Here is a 14,591-nt window from a genome sequence, read left to right as displayed (position 1 = left end):
GGGGTATGTGCGCACAATCTAGAGATTGGGTGCCATGGCTGGAACCGACACGTCCATCAAGATCGAGCTGCTGCCGACGCCGGCAGTCATTCTGTGCGAGCCGCAACTCGGCGAGAATATCGGCACGGCGGCACGCGCAATGGCCAACTTTGGCCTGTTGGATATGCGGCTGGTGCGGCCACGGGACGGCTGGCCCAACGAAAAAGCCATTGCGACGGCATCGCGCGCCGATCACGTCATCAACAATGTCCGCGTCTTCGACACGCTCGAAGCCGCGATTGCCGACCTGACTCTGGTCTATGCCACCACCGCGCGGTCCCGCGACATGAAGAAGGACGTTATCGGTCCGGACGAAGCCGCCGGGCGGCTTGTGGCGCATATTCACGGCGGACAACGCGCCGGCCTGCTATTCGGGCGCGAGAAGTGGGGCCTGCTCAACGAGGAAGTCGCGCTGGCTGACATGATCGTGACCCTGCCGGTCGAGCCAGCCTTTGCTTCGCTCAACATTGCGCAGGCGGTACTGATCCTCGCCTATGAGTGGCGGCGCCAGTCCGGTCAGGCCGAGACCCTGCCCTTCGGTAGTGCGCTCGCCGATGTCGCGCCACGAAGCGAACTGGTTGGGCTATTCGAACATCTGGAGGGGGTACTGGACGGGTCCGGCTTCTTCACCAGCGCCGAGAAGCGCCCGACTGTAGTGGACAATCTGAGGACGGCCCTTACCCGCGGCAATTTCTCCAGCCAGGAAATCCGCACTTTGCGCGGCGTGATTTCGTCAATTGACCGGCGGCATGAGCGGCCCAATCCCAATAGGCAGAAGCCTGCGACCAAGACCGAGGACTGAGCCGAGGGGCTTGGCTCGTTCGCCGGCTTCCTGTCAAAAATCGTGACGCAAGAAGGCTTTGACTGCGACAATCGGTCGTGTCACTCCTCCGGCCATGAGCACGCACGCCCCATCCGACCCATCCCGCCTCGCTTTCAGCTATATCGGCTTTCGCTTTTTCTGGCTGACGACGCTGCTGGTCAGCTTCGCGGTGCAGATCATGTCGGTGTCGATCGCCTGGCAGATCTATGACGTCACCGGCAATGTGTTCCTGCTCGGCCTCGTGGGCCTTTCGCTCTTCCTGCCTGCGCTGGTGCTGATTCTGATCACAGGCCTCACCGCCGACCGCTTCAATCGGCGCGGCATCATGGCCATCTGCCTGTCGGTCGAGCTGCTGTGTGCGCTGGGCTTCCTGGCTTTCGTCAATGCCGAGGCACATGAAGTCTGGCCGATCTTCGGCATTCTCGTCGTGCTCGGCACGGCGCGCGCCTTCTGGGGCCCCGCCGCGCAGTCGCTGGCCCCCAACCTGGTGCCACCGGAAGCACTGTCCAACGCAATCACCGTCAACGCGTCGGCCTGGCAATTTGCCTCGATCATGGGACCGGCCGCCGGTGGCCTGCTCTATGGCATTGCGCCGACAGTCGCCTTCGGCACCGGCGCGGCTTTGCTCGTTGTGGCAGTGGTCTGCGTCATGCTGATTCCAAAGCCGGCACAGAAGAGCGCCGGGCAGGCCACCAGCCTCGAGACCATCTTCGGCGGCTTCCGCTATATCTTCTCCAACAAGGTCGTGCTGGGCGCGATCTCGCTGGACATGTTCGCGGTGCTGATGGGCGGCGCTGTCGCGCTGCTGCCGGTCTATACCAAGGACATCCTTCACGCCGGTCCGCAGGAACTCGGCCTGTTGCGCGCCGCCCCGGGAATCGGCGCCATTGTCATGGCGCTCTACCTGACCCGGTTCCCGATCAAGGATCATGCGGGCAAGCTGCTGTTCCTGTTCGTCGGCTTGTTCGGCCTTTTCACCTTTGTCTTCGGTATCTCCACGACGGTCTGGATTTCTATTCCGGCGCTGGCGCTGGTCGGCGCCGCCGACATGGTCAGCGTCACTATCCGCGAAACCATCATGCAGCTCTGGACCCCCGAGGAGGTTCGTGGCCGCGTCAACGCTGTGAACTCGGTCTTCATCGGAGCCTCCAACGAACTCGGCGAGTTCCGAGCCGGCACCGTGGCCCATTTTATCGGTCCCGTCGCAGCGGTTGCCGTTGGCGGGGTGGGGGCCATCGCCGTTGCCATTGCCTGGAGCATCATCTTCCCGGAACTGCGGAGTCAGCGGAGCCTGGACAAGAAGATGGTCGACTAGGGCATCCCCGGAACTTTGACCGGCGTGCCGTGATCGGCGACGATCCGGTCGATTTCCTGGCGCGCAGCAAGGGCGATGGACTTCTGTTCGGCGGTCGGATTTTCGATATCGCCGAGCACGACGATATTCTCGTCGTTCAGCAGGTTTGCCGGACCGGTATAGTTGAAGCTGCCGATGATGGTCAGGCTGTCGTCGATCGTCATCAGCTTGTGGTGCAGCTTGCGGATGCCCTTCTTGTTGCCGCCAGCCAGGTAAAGTTCGATACCGGCCGCAGCCAGCGCCTTGGTTGGTGCCCACGTACGGGTACCTTGCGCCTGGTCGAGCACGCCGCGCAGCTTCACCCTGTCGTGGATCGTCAGCATGGTATCATCGATGCCTGATGACCCGGCGAAGGTGAAGATGGCGAAGTCGACGCGATCCTTCGCCTTCATCATCCGTTTCATGATTTCCATTTCTGGCCCGTGATCGGGCGCGAAACAGACTTTGACGCGAACATTGTCGACCATCAGTTCCTTGGGCTTGCGGGTCGGCGCCACCGAATACTTGCCGAAATGGCCGTTGCTGATGTCGGTGAACTCGCGGGCGAATTCCTTGGCCACCGTCTCGTCCTCGATGATGACGATGTGATTGAGGTTCTTGTGCGTGTCGGTGAGCGTGAAATTGGTCGATCCGGTGAGCACGCCCACCTTGTCCCGGATGATGAACTTCTGGTGGAAGATCTTGGGATTGAAATCCGTCCGCACCCAGGCCCTGGCGCGCAGCATGGCCATCTGGATCAGCCGGTTGGTCTCATTGCCGAGATTGCTGTCGGACACGAAGGGCAGGGCGGCGGGGTTATCGTCGATCAGGTAGTCCGCCTCCGACACCAGCCTTACGCGGACGCCGCGCAACTGCGCCCGCACGATCGCCTCGGCAATCGGCATCGAATCGACTTCCTGCACGGCGATATCGAGGGAGGCCTTGGCGCCATCGAGATAGTCGACGATGATCTTTTCCAGGTCGTCCAGCATGCTGGATGCGCCAGCTGGGTCCACATCCCGCGGACCGGTGTAGAACTTGATACGACCCAGATCGACGCCCATGGCCTCGCCCTCCGCCTGTGGTAGCATCATATGCCAAGCCCGCGCAGCCCGGCAGGGGATAAATCCCAACCACCCGGTAAGCTTGACTTTGGCGGATGTCGCTTATATGACGCGCCCACCTATCCGGACCTTTGGTCCATAGGCGCACCCGGGATCTCCTGAATATTTGGGGTCTGTCGGCCACCCGCAAGGGTGGCAGAGGAGGGCGCGATCCATTCACCGTTAAGAAGGATACGCGATGTCGAAGCGTCATTCAGTCAAGTACAAGATCGATCGCCGTCTTGGCGAAAATATCTGGGGCCGCCCGAAGTCCCCGCTCAACGCTCGTGCCTATGGCCCCGGCCAGCATGGCCAGCGCCGCAAGGGCAAGCTGTCGGACTACGGTCTGCAGCTCCGCGCCAAGCAGAAGCTCAAGGGCTATTACGGTTCGGTCACCGAAAAGGCGTTCAAGCGCCTCTACACCGAAGCCGCCCGCGTCAAGGGTGACACCGGCGAAAACCTGATCGGCCTGCTCGAGAGCCGTCTGGACGCGATCGTCTACCGCGCCAAGTTCGTCGCTACCGTGTTCGCTGCGCGTCAGTTCGTGTCGCATGGCCACATCCTGGTCAACGGCAAGCGCGTCAACATCCCGTCCTATCAGGTCAAGGTTGGCGACAAGATTGAAGTGCGTGAGCGCTCCAAGCAGCTGACCGTCCTGCTCGAAGCCACCCAGCTGGCCGAGCGCGATGTGCCGGACTATGTCGAAGTCGACCACAACAAGATGACCGCCACCTTCGCCCGCGTCCCGGGCCTGTCGGATGTGCCATACCCGGTCCAGATGGAACCGAACCTGGTCGTCGAATTCTACTCGCGCTAAGCGCAGTCGGATTTCAGAATTGGAAAGGGCCGCTCCTGGGGAGCGGCCCTTTTTCTTTGCCCTGATCTGCCTGGTCTCCCTCCCCAACGTTTTGGGGAGGGAGACACCAGACAAGTAGTCAAAACTGTGCCGGCTGCTGCGGCAGGTTATCGCTTGTCTGTGGAACAGCCATTTCCTGCAAGAAGATGGGGTCGTCATAGTCGTTGGCGGCGATCGCAGTGTCGGGAATGTTGGCCTCGAAGGCTCGCAGGCGCTTGAAGACGGAGATCAGCGAGATGATCGTCGTCCATGAACTCGCGAGGAACTTGAAGGAATCCTCCACCTGCCCGAAGGCATTGCTCACTTGCTGGAATAGGCCCAGCGTCAGCGTTCCGGCAACGATGGACGGGCCCATGGCGATCAGCGGAACGAAGTTCGAGCCCTGCAGATAAGCGTAGCGTGCGATATTGAAGTAGAGGTAGTGCCGATACAGCCGGAAGTAATTGTGCTGCATGTTGATGAACAACTGCCGCACGGTCACGGGTTCGGCGCGGTCCCCATTATCTTCGCCATAGACCAGCTCCTTACGGAAGGCAGCCTCGACGCGTTGGTTGTCAAACTCCAGGCCCGGCAGCTTCCAGCCCACAGCGGCAAGCAGCACGGTGCCAAAGGCCGACGACACCAACGCCACCCAGACCAGGCTGCCATTGACCGCGCCGAAGAACGGCAACTCGGTGATGTTTGCCGATAGATCCCACAGCAGCGGCAGGAACACGATCAGCGTCATCACTGAGGCGACTAGCGAGACGGCCAGCCCCTCCACGATTTGGGCGAAACGCTGCGTATCTTCCTGGATACGCTGGGATGCGCCTTCGATGTGACGCAGGTGCTGCCAGTGGCTCTGGTAGAAGAACGTCATCGCCCGACGCCAGCGGAACAGGAAGTGCGCAATGAAGAAGGCGTTGATCACCAGCACGGTGATGTTGGGGATCAGCACATAGGCGACGGTCCAGATCTCTCCAAGGAACTGTTCGAGCGTTACCGTGCCGGGTGTCGTCAGCGCGGTCTGAATGAGATTGTAGAAGCTCCCGTACCAGTCGTTGAGCCAGGCGCTGATCTGGACGTTGAAATAGACAATCTCGATGATGGTGACGCTGCCCACCACACTCCACCAGTACCACCGGCGATTGCCGCCGATCCAATACCAGGGAATGCAGAACAGGTAGCCGGACATCAAAACATACTGGTAGAGCCAGACCTTGTCCGAGGAGAAGAATGGCTCCGGATTGGCCTCTGTAACTGGGATGCCGAGCCACGGCCCCAGACTGATGACCGACTGCAGGCCACTGCCGATTGTGTACCAGGCCACCATGACGACTGCGATCCAGCAGAGCGCCGCAGTAAAGAACAGACGAGGATTGGGAAAGAAGGATCGAAACACCGCGAGACTCCTGGGTGCCGAGAAGATGGTTCATGTAACGGTCGCATTTCGACTAAAGCAAGAAGCGGAAGTTAAGCTTTGGTAAGGTTTGCACCGTCCGGTTTCCCTTTCCCTCTCGGGCAGGGGGCGCTATCAGCTACGCCATGACACCAGAGAGAGTTTCGCCATGAGTGACGTCATGGACGCGCCGGTCGATGAAGCAGAGGCCGGCGGCCATCCGATCTATGCCCAGGCGCCCCGTAGCGGCGAGTTCAACAAGCTGCGCAAGCGGTTGATCCGGCATACGCGCGAGGCGCTGGACAAGTTCGCCATGGTGCGGCCCGGCGAGAAGTGGCTGGTGGCGCTGAGCGGCGGCAAGGACAGCTACTCCATGCTGGCGCTGCTGCTCGATCTCAAATGGCGCGGCATGCTGCCGGTGGAGCTGCTGGCCTGCAATCTCGACCAGGGGCAACCCAATTTCCCCAAGCACATCCTGCCCGAATTTCTGACGGACCTCGGCATTCCGCATCGCATCGAGTATCGCGACACCTATTCGATCGTGACCGAGAAACTCCCGGTGGGGGCAACCTATTGCTCACTCTGCTCCCGCCTGCGCCGTGGCAATCTCTATCGCATTGCACGCGAGGAGGGCTGCTCGGCGCTGGTGCTGGGCCACCATCGCGACGACAGCCTCGAGACCTTCTTCATGAACCTGTTCCATGGCGGCAAGCTGGCCGCCATGCCGCCGCGCCTGCTCAATGACGAGGGCGATATCGAGGTCCTGCGACCGCTAATCTATTGCGGCGAGGAGGATCTGCAGCGCTTCTCCGACGCCATGGCCTTCCCGATCATCCCCTGCGACCTGTGCGGCAGCCAGGACGGGCTCGAGCGCAATGCCATGAAGGCCATGCTGTCAGACATCGAAAAGCGTATGCCCGGTCGCAAGGATGTCATGATCCGCGCGCTAGGCAACATCAATGCCAGCCACATGCTCGATACCAACCTGTTCGATTTCGCCGGCCTCACCTGCAAGAGGACTGCATCTTGAATTTTGACGTCAATGACCTCGTCGAGATTCTGCGCGATGCGGGTCGGCAGGAGATTGCGCCCCGTTTCCGCAACCTCGATGAAGGGGACATCGACCAGAAGACCTCCGCCATCGATCTGGTGACACAGGCTGATCTGGGTGCCGAACGTCTCATCACTGACGCTCTGCGTGCCCGCTTTCCCGATGCGATGATCCTTGGCGAAGAGGCCTATGCCGTCGATCATCGTATCATGAGCGGCCTGGCCGATGCCGAGCTGGCCTTTGTCATCGACCCGGTGGATGGCACATTCAACTTCGCGGCGGGCAACGGCCTGTTCGGCTCGATCCTCGCCGTGGTGCGGCATGGCGAAACCGTCGCCGGCATCATCTGTGATCCGCTGTTAGGCGACGTGCTGGTGGCCGAGCGTGGTGCCGGGGCTCATATAAGGCGACCGGACGGCCAGTCGCGCGTGGCGCGCGTTGCGCCGCCCGCACCGCTTGATGAACTGATCTCGGTGATGACCTGGAGCTATCTGGAGGAGCCCTTGCGCTCGCGCGTGGCCGCCAACATGGCCAAGGTCCGCATGTCGATGGCTTATGGCTGTTCGGCTTACGAATACTGGATGGTTGCGACCGGACGTGCGCATTTTTCCGGCTCGCAGATCATGATGCCGTGGGACCATCTTGCCGGCGTCCTCATCCACCAGGAAGCTGGTGGCTACAGCGCCCGGTTCGATGGCACACCCTACCGCGTGGGCCAAATCGATGGCGGCCTGTTATGCGCGCCAGATGCCGATTGCTGGAGCCTCATCAACCGCCAAATCATCGGTGCTCGTCGCGATCAATCGGGCAGCGGGGCCTGAACCTTGAGCGATCTGGGGCAACTCATCGGCGAGGTGCATGCCGAGCTGTCGCCGCGGCTGGGGGAGGGCAAGGTTGCCGACTATATCCCCGAGCTGGCCAAGGTGCCGCTTGAGCGGTTCGGTATTGCCGTTGCTACCGTCGGTGGCGAAGTCTTCACCGCTGGCGATGCGCTGGAGCCGTTCTCGATCCAGAGCATTTCCAAGCTCTTCACCCTGACGCTAGCGCTGGGCAGCGTCGGCGACAGTTTGTGGACCCGGGTGGGCCGGGAGCCATCGGGCAACCGGTTCAATTCGATTGTGCAGCTCGAAGCCGAGCAGGGTCGGCCGCGCAACCCGTTCATCAATGCCGGGGCTATTGCCGTCACCGACCTGATCCTGGCCGGTTACCGGCCCAAGGAGGCGATCGGCGAGATCGTCCGCTTCGTGCGGTTCCTTGCGGGTGACGACAGCATCGTCGTCGATGCAGACGTCGCGCGATCCGAGCGCGATACGGGCTTTCGCAACTTTGCGCTGGCCCAGTTCATGCGCTCCTACAAGGGGCGCAATCCCATCACCGGGCACAGTGTCGTTTCGGCGGCCCGTGCCCGTCGCATCAATTCGCTCATGATGATGTGTGGCCACTATGACGGCTCAGGCGATTTCGCCTTCCGCGTCGGCCTGCCCGGCAAGAGCGGGGTCGGCGGCGGCATTATCTGCATGGTGCCCGGTATTGGCACGGTCGCCGTCTGGTCGCCGGGGCTCAACAGCATTGGCAATTCGCATATCGGCGCGGCCGCGCTGGAAATGCTTGCGCAGCGGGCCGGTTGGTCGGTTTTCGAATAACGTGTTGAATACAGGGAATCCCATGCCGCAGATCGACATCACCGCTCTTGCCAACATCCTCCGCGACGCATCGCGGCAGGAATCCCTGCCGCGGTTTCGCCGGCTCGATGCCTCGATGGTTCATACCAAGACCGAAGCGATCGATCTGGTGACCGAGGCGGATGTGGCGACCGAGGAGGTCATCAAGGCCCGTATCGCCGAGTGGATGCCAGATGCGCTGTTTGTTGGCGAGGAATCGGTTGCGGCCGATCCCGCGCTGCTGGACAGGTTGGCGACGGCGGAACTGGCGGTCGTGGTCGATCCGATCGATGGCACAGCCAACTATGCCGCCGGCTTGCCGCTCTATGCCTGCATGGCCGCCGTGGTGTCCGGCGGCGAGACCGTGGCGGGCATCATCTACGATCCGATGGGCGATGACTGGGTCATGGCGGAGAAGGGCGGCGGCGCCTGGCTGCGGCGGCCGAATGGCGAGGCCGTGCGACTGCATGTCGGGGCTGACCTGCCGCTGCCCGAGATGGTGGGGATGGCGTCGGTGGCCTACATGCCCAAGGCCGTACGGGCGCAGGTTCTGCAGAATACCGACAAGGTGCGGCTGGTCTCGAACTTCCGCTGCGCCGGCCACGAATATCGCACCTTCGCCTCGGGCCACGCGCAGTTCATGGCCTACAACAAGCTGATGCCATGGGATCACCTGGCCGGCACGCTGATCAGCCAGGAGGCCGGTGGCTATGCCGCGCGGCTCGATGGACAGCCTTATCTGCCAAGCCATGTCGACGGTGGGCTGCTGGTGGCGATCAACCGGGATAGCTGGGACGTGCTGCGGCGGGAGGTCTTCACGTTCTGAGGGCGGCTGCCCCCACCTAACCTCCCTCGAAGGGGGAGGGACCGCTCAGCGGTCGTGGCGCGATCGAGTTCTATCGCCGGCCAGTCCCTCCCCCTTCAGGGGGAGGTTAGGTGGGGGTTCTTTACCCCGCCACTGCCCCGGCCGCCGCCTCCAGCGCCCCAGGGCCGTGTGCGATGCCCAATGCCTGCATCCCAGCTTCCATGGTCGCTAGCACGCCGAGCGTCATGTGCATGTTCACGTGGCCCATGTGGCCGACGCGCAGGAAGTCCTGGTAGGCGGGCTCTGCGGGCAGGGCCATGCCCAGGCCTATGCCGAGCGTGACACCGGCTTCGGCCTCGAGCCAGCGCCGCAGTGCGCCGGCGCCGCCGCCAGGGATGGTCGCCGATGTGACCGACCAGCCGCGGGACGCCGGATCGGCGACATTGAGGGCAATATTCGTGCCCTGGCCCCAGGCATCGAAGGCCGCCCAGACGGCGCTGGCGAGCCGACGATGGCGCTCCCAGACCTGTGGCAACCCTTCCTCATCAAGGATCATGGTCAGTGATTCGCGCAGGCCCCAGAGGTGATGGGTGGGCGCGGTGCCCCCGAAATACTGCCAGAATTCGGTGCCGGTGCCGCGCGGCTTCCAGTCCCAATAAGGCGTCGCAAGGTCGGCGCGTTGCGATACCTCGAGCGCTTTTTCGGAGAACCAGATAAAGCCCAGGCCCGGTGGTAGCATGAGGCCCTTCTGGCTGGCGCCGACCAGCACATCAATGCCCCAGTCGTCCATGCGCAGCTCGTCGCAGCCGAGCGAGGCGATCGCATCGACGGCTAGCAGGGCCGGGTGGCCGGTTGAATCAATGGCGGCGCGAATGGCAGGGATGTCGTTGCGGGCGCTGGAGGCCGTATCGACATGCGTGACCAGCACAGCCTTGATGTCATGCCCGGTATCGGCCCGCAACGCATCGGCAATTCGCTGCGGATCGGCAGGACTCGCCTTGCCAAAATCGATGATATCGACCGCCACGCCCACGCGCTGCAGCCATTCGGCCCAGCCATGACCGAAGCGCCCAGTGGCGGCGAGCAGGGCGCGATCGCCGCGCGAGAACATGTTGCAGTTGGCGGCCTCCCAGGCGCCGTGACCGTTGGCGATGTAGATGGCGACATTCTGCCGGGTTTCGGCGACACGCAGCAGGTCGGGGATGAGCTCGCGCACCATGTCGACGATTTCGCCCTCGTAGATGTTGGGGGCGGTGCGATGCATGGCATTGAGCACGCGTTCGGGTGACACGGACGGCCCCGGAATAGCGAGGTAGGAGCGACCGGTGGTGATGGGCATGGAGGACTCGATGGTGGAAGGCTGGCGGGTTCTTCATGTGAGGGCAGCAGGGGTGTCCAATCAAGCGCGTTTGCCGAATGGCTTCCATCAACAGGATTGATGATGGTCGCCGCCCCTTGCAACGACTCATAAGTCTGTGCTTATGTATGGCCATGAGTGATACCGATATTTTCAAAGTCCTGGCCGATCCTACCCGCCGTGCCGTGCTGGAGCGACTGGCGGCGGCCGAGATGACGGCGACGGAGTTGCGCGAAGGGTTTGCCATTTCGCAGCCGGCGATGAGCCAGCATCTGGCGGTGCTGCGCGGGGCCGGTTTGATCAGCGAACGGCGCGAGGGCCGTTATGTCAATTATCGCGTCGCGCCGGATGGCATGGCGCCGCTGCATGCGTGGATCGCGCGCTACAAAGCGTTCTGGCCGAGCCGCATCGACAGCCTCAAGGACCTGCTCAAGGAGATGGACCAATGACCGACACGGATGCGCTGGTGTTCGAATGTGCGCTCGACGCGCCGCCGGAAAAGGTCTGGCGCGCGCTGACCGTGCCGGAATATCTGGAACGCTGGCTGAAGCCGGCTGAGGCAATCGATCTCGCCGTGGTCACGGCGGAGGAAAACAAGAGCCTGACTTATCGTTGGCGCGAGTCGGGGCAGGGCGCCATCATTGGGGCCGAGGATAGCCTGGTGACATTCGAGCTGACGCCGATGGTGGATGGTGGCACCTGGTTCAGGCTGACGCACGCGCCAGTCACGATGCCGGTAGCGGCCAATAGCAATGGCCCGATGAGGATGATGATGGCGGCTTAGGCGCCGATCTGGCCCAACCACAATGTCATTCCGGCGACGGCCGGAATCCATGTCCGACAGCCGCCACCGACGCAGCGGTCGGGATGAGATACGGACATGGATCCCGGCCTTCGCCGGGATGACACGGTAGGTATTCACAAATCTCAAAACAGGAGATCGCCCATGCGCGACATGATGCAACTCGTCCCTATGGTCGTCGAACAATCCAGCCGAGGCGAGCGGAGCTTCGACATCTTCTCCCGCCTGCTCCGCGAGCGGATCATCTTCGTCAATGGCGAGTTCGAGGACACCATGGCCGCGCTGGTCAGCGCACAACTGCTGTTCCTCGAGGCCGAGAACTCTGCCAAGCCCATCTATCTCTACATCAATTCGCCCGGCGGTGTGGTCACCTCGGCGCTGGCCATCTACGACACGATGCAGTTCATCAAGGCGCCGGTGGGAACGCTGTGTATGGGGATGGCGGCATCGGCGGCGACTGTGATCCTGGCGGCAGGTGAAGCCGGGCAGCGTGTGGCTTTGCCCAATGCCTCGATCATGCTGCACCAGCCGTCAGGCGGGTATCAGGGCAAGGTGACCGATATCCTCATCCATGCCGAAGAGAGCCTGCGGCTCAAGCGCAAGATCAACACCATCTATGCCAAGCATTGCGGCCGGACCTACGAGGAGGTCGAGACGGCGCTGGAGCGTGACCGCTATATGTCGGCCGAGCAGGCCCAGCAATGGGGGCTGGTCGACCACGTCTATACCGACCGGGCCCAGTTGATGGGCCCGGCTGAAGGCGATCAGTGATCGCCGACGGGAATGGGCTCGCCATGGGCATATTTCTCGCCCACGCCGAACAGCCGACCCTTTTCCGCGATCAGGATGCAGATCAGGGCCAGGATGCCCATTGCGAAATAGCCGATCGCCGCAGGGACCGTGGTGCCATCGAAAAGCTGGCCGGTATAGCTGCCAATCAGCGCGCCGCCCACAGTCTGGATGAAGCCGAAGACGGCGGCTGCCGTACCGGCAACGGCGCCGAGTGGCTCCATCGACAGTGAGTTCATGTTGGAGGCGGCCCAGCCGAAGCTGAACATGACGATGGCCAGTAGCGAGAAGAACAGCCAGAGCGGCAGGAAGCCACTAAGGGCGAAGGCCAGCCAGACGCCGCTGAAACCAGTGAAGCTCAGCATGGCGCCATGCGACAGCCGGCGCATGCCGAAGCGCCGGACGATCTTGGAGTTCGTGAAGGACGAGACGGCCATCAACCCGGCCATGGCGGCGAAGGCAGCGGGGAACCAGATGCCAAGTCCATAGATGTCGACGTAGATCTGCTGGCTCGAGCTGATGAAGCCAAACAAAGCGCCGAACAGGAAGGTGCCTGCCATGCCGTAGGAAATGGCCACCCGGTTGGTGAAGACCAGGCGGAAGCCGTCGAAGACCGCCCCGATGCTCAGAGGGCGCCGATGGTCGAGCGGTAGCGTTTCGGGCAGACGGACGAAGGTCCAGATCCAGAACGCTGCGGCCAACAGTCCCATGAACAGGAAGATATAGTGCCATTCGCCGAACACCAGGATGACCTGGCCGATGCCGGGCGCGATGATCGGGATGGCCATGAAGACCATGAAGGTCAGGGACATGACCTCGGCCATTTCGCGGCCCGAATAGCGGTCACGCACCACTGCGGTGGCAATGACGCGCACGCTGGCGGCGCCCATGCCCTGGATGAAGCGCAGGATGAGCAGGATCTCGAAGGTTGGCGCGAAGATGGCGGCGACGGCTGCCAGGATGTAGATGCCCATGCCAACGAGCAGCGGCGCACGGCGGCCGAAGCGGTCGGTCAACGGGCCGAAGGCGAGGACGGCGATGCCCATGCCCAGCATGTAGGACGAGACGACGAACTGGCGTTCGTTCTCGCTGGTGACGCCCAATGCCTCGCCCATATAGGGCAGGGCCGGCAGCATGACGTCGATGGCGAGGGCGTTGAGGGCCATCAAAGCAGCCATCAATGCAATGAATTCGGGGCGCGAGAGAACCCGCGTGAAATGATCGGACATGAATGAAACTCAGGAAATGCGCCGAGAGGAGGCCGGCGCCGCAAATATGGCGCGGACCATGAACCCATGAGCCGGCTTTGGCAAGGCTTGATCGGCAGGAAACGATGGTTCCGGCCGATCGGTCCTGTCAGGCCGTTTTCAGCGAGAAGTTGGGCACGCTGCGCTCGTTGATCGGGATATGCATGGCCGCCGAACCGAGGCCCAGGATGATGCCAAGATACCAGACCAGGCTGTAGGAGCCGGTCTGGTCGTAGACGAAGCCGCCCAGCCAGACGCCGACGAAGGAGCCGACCTGGTGGCTGAAGAAGGCCACGCCATAGAGCATGCCCATATAGCGCGCGCCGAAGAACAGGCTGACCAATCCCGCCGTCAGCGGCACGGTTGAGAGCCAGAGCAGTCCCATGGCTGCAGCAAAGGCATAGGCGGTGACCTCGCTGACCGGGATCAGCAGGAAGGCGCCGATGGCCACAGCGCGGAGGAAGTAGATCGTTGCCAGCAGCAATTGCTTGGGCAACCGACCGCCGAGATAGCCGGCCAGCAGCGAACCGACGATGTTGAACAGCCCGATGACGGCGATGGTCCACGAGCCGACTTCGGGCGAGAGACCGCATTGCACTAGGTAGGCGGGCATGTGGACGTTGATGAAGGCCAGGTGGAAACCGCAGACAAAGAAGCCGATGACCAAGAGGCGATAGGAGCCGTGACCCCAGGCCTTAGCGAGAGCTTCCATGAACGGCAGGTCAGCGTGGCCGACTGGGTTCTCCGTGCGGCCGCGCAATGCGTAGCTCAGCGGGATGATCAACAGCAAGGCCATGGCGAGATAGAGCAAGGCCGATTGCCAACCAAAGGCATTGATGAAGCCCTGGCTGATCGGGGCGAAGGCGAACTGGCCAAAGGATGAGGCGGCGGTGGCGACGCCGAAGATTAGCGAGCGCTTTTCGGCCGGCACGTTGCGACCGAAGGCGGCCATAACGACGGAGAACGAGCAAACCGCGATACCGACGCCGGTGATGATGCCAGCCGTGAGGGTCATGAGCCCGGCGTCGGGCGAGAATGCCATGCCAAGTACGCCCAACGCATAGAGCGCAGCACCCGCGGCAACCGTCCGCCCGGTACCGACACGATCGGCGAAGGCGCCAGCGAAGGGCTGAGCGATGCCCCAGGCCAGGTTCTGGATGGCCATGGCCATACCCCACTGCTCGCGGGTGAGGCCGAGATCCGCCGTCATGGGCAGGGTGAACAGCCCGAAACTGGTCCGCACGCCGTTACCGATCGCGGCGATGATGCAGCCGGCGACGATCAGGACGAGCAGGGGAACGGCAGGGCGAAGGGTAGTGGCGTTCATGACGGGCGAGTCCATGAGGA

The 14,591-nt window shown here is 62.5% G+C and carries 15 protein-coding genes; 10 read left to right on the top strand and 5 right to left on the bottom strand.

Annotated features, from left to right (window positions below; genetic code table 11):
* Nucleotides 1–34 precede the first annotated feature (34 nt).
* Nucleotides 35–841 (top strand): RNA methyltransferase, encoded by an 807-nt coding sequence (locus tag IM737_RS04830; RefSeq protein ID WP_236898764.1) that lies wholly within the window; start codon nucleotides 35–37, stop codon nucleotides 839–841.
* Between the two features lie 94 nt (nucleotides 842–935).
* Complete coding sequence (locus tag IM737_RS04825; protein ID WP_236898763.1) at nucleotides 936–2,177, top strand: MFS transporter; 1,242 nt, start codon at nucleotides 936–938, stop codon at nucleotides 2,175–2,177.
* On the opposite strand, the gene IM737_RS04820 is transcribed toward IM737_RS04825, so the two are convergent.
* On the bottom strand, nucleotides 2,174–3,289 hold the full coding sequence (locus IM737_RS04820) for a phospholipase D-like domain-containing protein (RefSeq protein ID WP_236898762.1): 1,116 nt from the start codon (nucleotides 3,287–3,289) through the stop codon (nucleotides 2,174–2,176). The genes IM737_RS04825 and IM737_RS04820 overlap by 4 nt on opposite strands.
* Before the next feature lie 208 nt (nucleotides 3,290–3,497).
* Between IM737_RS04820 and rpsD the strand changes: the two genes are divergently transcribed.
* Complete coding sequence (gene rpsD / locus IM737_RS04815) at nucleotides 3,498–4,115, top strand: 30S ribosomal protein S4 (RefSeq protein ID WP_236898761.1); 618 nt, start codon at nucleotides 3,498–3,500, stop codon at nucleotides 4,113–4,115.
* A 118-nt stretch (nucleotides 4,116–4,233) separates the two neighbouring features.
* Here the strand turns inward: rpsD and sbmA are convergent, their stop codons facing one another.
* Nucleotides 4,234–5,535: a peptide antibiotic transporter SbmA gene (sbmA, locus tag IM737_RS04810; RefSeq protein ID WP_236898760.1), complete on the bottom strand. Its 1,302-nt coding sequence runs from the start codon at nucleotides 5,533–5,535 to the stop codon at nucleotides 4,234–4,236.
* A 178-nt stretch (nucleotides 5,536–5,713) separates the two neighbouring features.
* Between sbmA and ttcA the strand changes: the two genes are divergently transcribed.
* From ttcA to IM737_RS04790, 4 genes are read left to right on the top strand one after another with little or no spacing between them, the layout of a single operon-like run.
* A complete protein-coding gene (gene ttcA / locus IM737_RS04805) occupies nucleotides 5,714–6,562 on the top strand; it encodes a tRNA 2-thiocytidine(32) synthetase TtcA (RefSeq protein ID WP_442874190.1) in 849 nt (282 codons plus the stop codon).
* Nucleotides 6,556–7,404 (top strand): inositol monophosphatase family protein, encoded by an 849-nt coding sequence (locus IM737_RS04800; RefSeq protein WP_236899862.1) that lies wholly within the window; start codon nucleotides 6,556–6,558, stop codon nucleotides 7,402–7,404. The genes ttcA and IM737_RS04800 overlap by 7 nt, the downstream gene beginning before the upstream one ends.
* 3 nt (nucleotides 7,405–7,407) lie before the next feature.
* Complete coding sequence (locus IM737_RS04795) at nucleotides 7,408–8,226, top strand: glutaminase (RefSeq protein ID WP_236898758.1); 819 nt, start codon at nucleotides 7,408–7,410, stop codon at nucleotides 8,224–8,226.
* Between the two features lie 22 nt (nucleotides 8,227–8,248).
* Nucleotides 8,249–9,070 carry an inositol monophosphatase family protein gene (locus IM737_RS04790; protein WP_236898756.1) on the top strand — a complete coding sequence of 274 codons (822 nt, stop codon included), beginning with the start codon at nucleotides 8,249–8,251 and terminating at the stop codon, nucleotides 9,068–9,070.
* Nucleotides 9,071–9,191: 121 nt separating this feature from the next.
* On the opposite strand, the gene IM737_RS04785 is transcribed toward IM737_RS04790, so the two are convergent.
* The gene (locus IM737_RS04785) at nucleotides 9,192–10,388 is read right to left on the bottom strand and encodes a pyridoxal-phosphate-dependent aminotransferase family protein (protein WP_236898754.1); all 1,197 of its coding nucleotides are present in this window, start codon (nucleotides 10,386–10,388) and stop codon (nucleotides 9,192–9,194) included.
* A 152-nt stretch (nucleotides 10,389–10,540) separates the two neighbouring features.
* Here IM737_RS04785 and IM737_RS04780 point away from each other — a divergent pair, with 152 nt between their 5' ends.
* The 3 genes from IM737_RS04780 (at nucleotide 10,541) to IM737_RS04770 (ending at nucleotide 11,979) form a co-directional block, all read left to right on the top strand.
* Complete coding sequence (locus tag IM737_RS04780; RefSeq protein ID WP_236898752.1) at nucleotides 10,541–10,855, top strand: ArsR/SmtB family transcription factor; 315 nt, start codon at nucleotides 10,541–10,543, stop codon at nucleotides 10,853–10,855.
* The gene (locus tag IM737_RS04775) at nucleotides 10,852–11,190 is read left to right on the top strand and encodes an SRPBCC family protein (RefSeq protein ID WP_236898750.1); all 339 of its coding nucleotides are present in this window, start codon (nucleotides 10,852–10,854) and stop codon (nucleotides 11,188–11,190) included. Before IM737_RS04780 ends, IM737_RS04775 begins: the two co-directional genes overlap by 4 nt.
* A 162-nt stretch (nucleotides 11,191–11,352) precedes the next feature.
* On the top strand, nucleotides 11,353–11,979 hold the full coding sequence (locus IM737_RS04770; RefSeq protein WP_236898748.1) for an ATP-dependent Clp protease proteolytic subunit: 627 nt from the start codon (nucleotides 11,353–11,355) through the stop codon (nucleotides 11,977–11,979).
* On the opposite strand, the gene IM737_RS04765 is transcribed toward IM737_RS04770, so the two are convergent.
* On the bottom strand, nucleotides 11,973–13,226 hold the full coding sequence (locus IM737_RS04765) for a multidrug effflux MFS transporter (RefSeq protein ID WP_236898746.1): 1,254 nt from the start codon (nucleotides 13,224–13,226) through the stop codon (nucleotides 11,973–11,975). The two genes, IM737_RS04770 and IM737_RS04765, sit on opposite strands and share 7 nt — an antisense overlap.
* Before the next feature lie 127 nt (nucleotides 13,227–13,353).
* Nucleotides 13,354–14,571 carry an MFS transporter gene (locus IM737_RS04760; protein WP_236898744.1) on the bottom strand — a complete coding sequence of 406 codons (1,218 nt, stop codon included), beginning with the start codon at nucleotides 14,569–14,571 and terminating at the stop codon, nucleotides 13,354–13,356.
* Nucleotides 14,572–14,591 lie beyond the last annotated feature (20 nt).

Origin of the sequence: Devosia sp. SL43, assembly GCF_021729885.1 — a bacterium.
Classification (GTDB): domain Bacteria; phylum Pseudomonadota; class Alphaproteobacteria; order Rhizobiales; family Devosiaceae; genus Devosia.
The sequence above is the reverse complement of the archived record's forward strand: the minus strand, read 5'-3'. Positions and strand labels throughout refer to the sequence as shown.

What these genes read in the sequence shown, in the direction of transcription:
- IM737_RS04830 (WP_236898764.1), top strand. Translation starts at nt 35, where the DNA reads ATGGCTGGAACCGACACGTCCATCAAGATCGAGCTGCTGCCGACGCCG.
- IM737_RS04825 (WP_236898763.1), top strand. Translation starts at nt 936, where the DNA reads ATGAGCACGCACGCCCCATCCGACCCATCCCGCCTCGCTTTCAGCTAT.
- IM737_RS04820 (WP_236898762.1), bottom strand. Translation starts at nt 3,289, where the DNA reads ATGATGCTACCACAGGCGGAGGGCGAGGCCATGGGCGTCGATCTGGGT.
- rpsD (WP_236898761.1), top strand. Translation starts at nt 3,498, where the DNA reads ATGTCGAAGCGTCATTCAGTCAAGTACAAGATCGATCGCCGTCTTGGC.
- ttcA (WP_442874190.1), top strand. Translation starts at nt 5,714, where the DNA reads ATGGACGCGCCGGTCGATGAAGCAGAGGCCGGCGGCCATCCGATCTAT.
- IM737_RS04790 (WP_236898756.1), top strand. Translation starts at nt 8,249, where the DNA reads ATGCCGCAGATCGACATCACCGCTCTTGCCAACATCCTCCGCGACGCA.
- IM737_RS04785 (WP_236898754.1), bottom strand. Translation starts at nt 10,388, where the DNA reads ATGCCCATCACCACCGGTCGCTCCTACCTCGCTATTCCGGGGCCGTCC.
- IM737_RS04780 (WP_236898752.1), top strand. Translation starts at nt 10,541, where the DNA reads ATGAGTGATACCGATATTTTCAAAGTCCTGGCCGATCCTACCCGCCGT.
- IM737_RS04775 (WP_236898750.1), top strand. Translation starts at nt 10,852, where the DNA reads ATGACCGACACGGATGCGCTGGTGTTCGAATGTGCGCTCGACGCGCCG.
- IM737_RS04770 (WP_236898748.1), top strand. Translation starts at nt 11,353, where the DNA reads ATGCGCGACATGATGCAACTCGTCCCTATGGTCGTCGAACAATCCAGC.
- IM737_RS04765 (WP_236898746.1), bottom strand. Translation starts at nt 13,226, where the DNA reads ATGTCCGATCATTTCACGCGGGTTCTCTCGCGCCCCGAATTCATTGCA.
- IM737_RS04760 (WP_236898744.1), bottom strand. Translation starts at nt 14,571, where the DNA reads ATGAACGCCACTACCCTTCGCCCTGCCGTTCCCCTGCTCGTCCTGATC.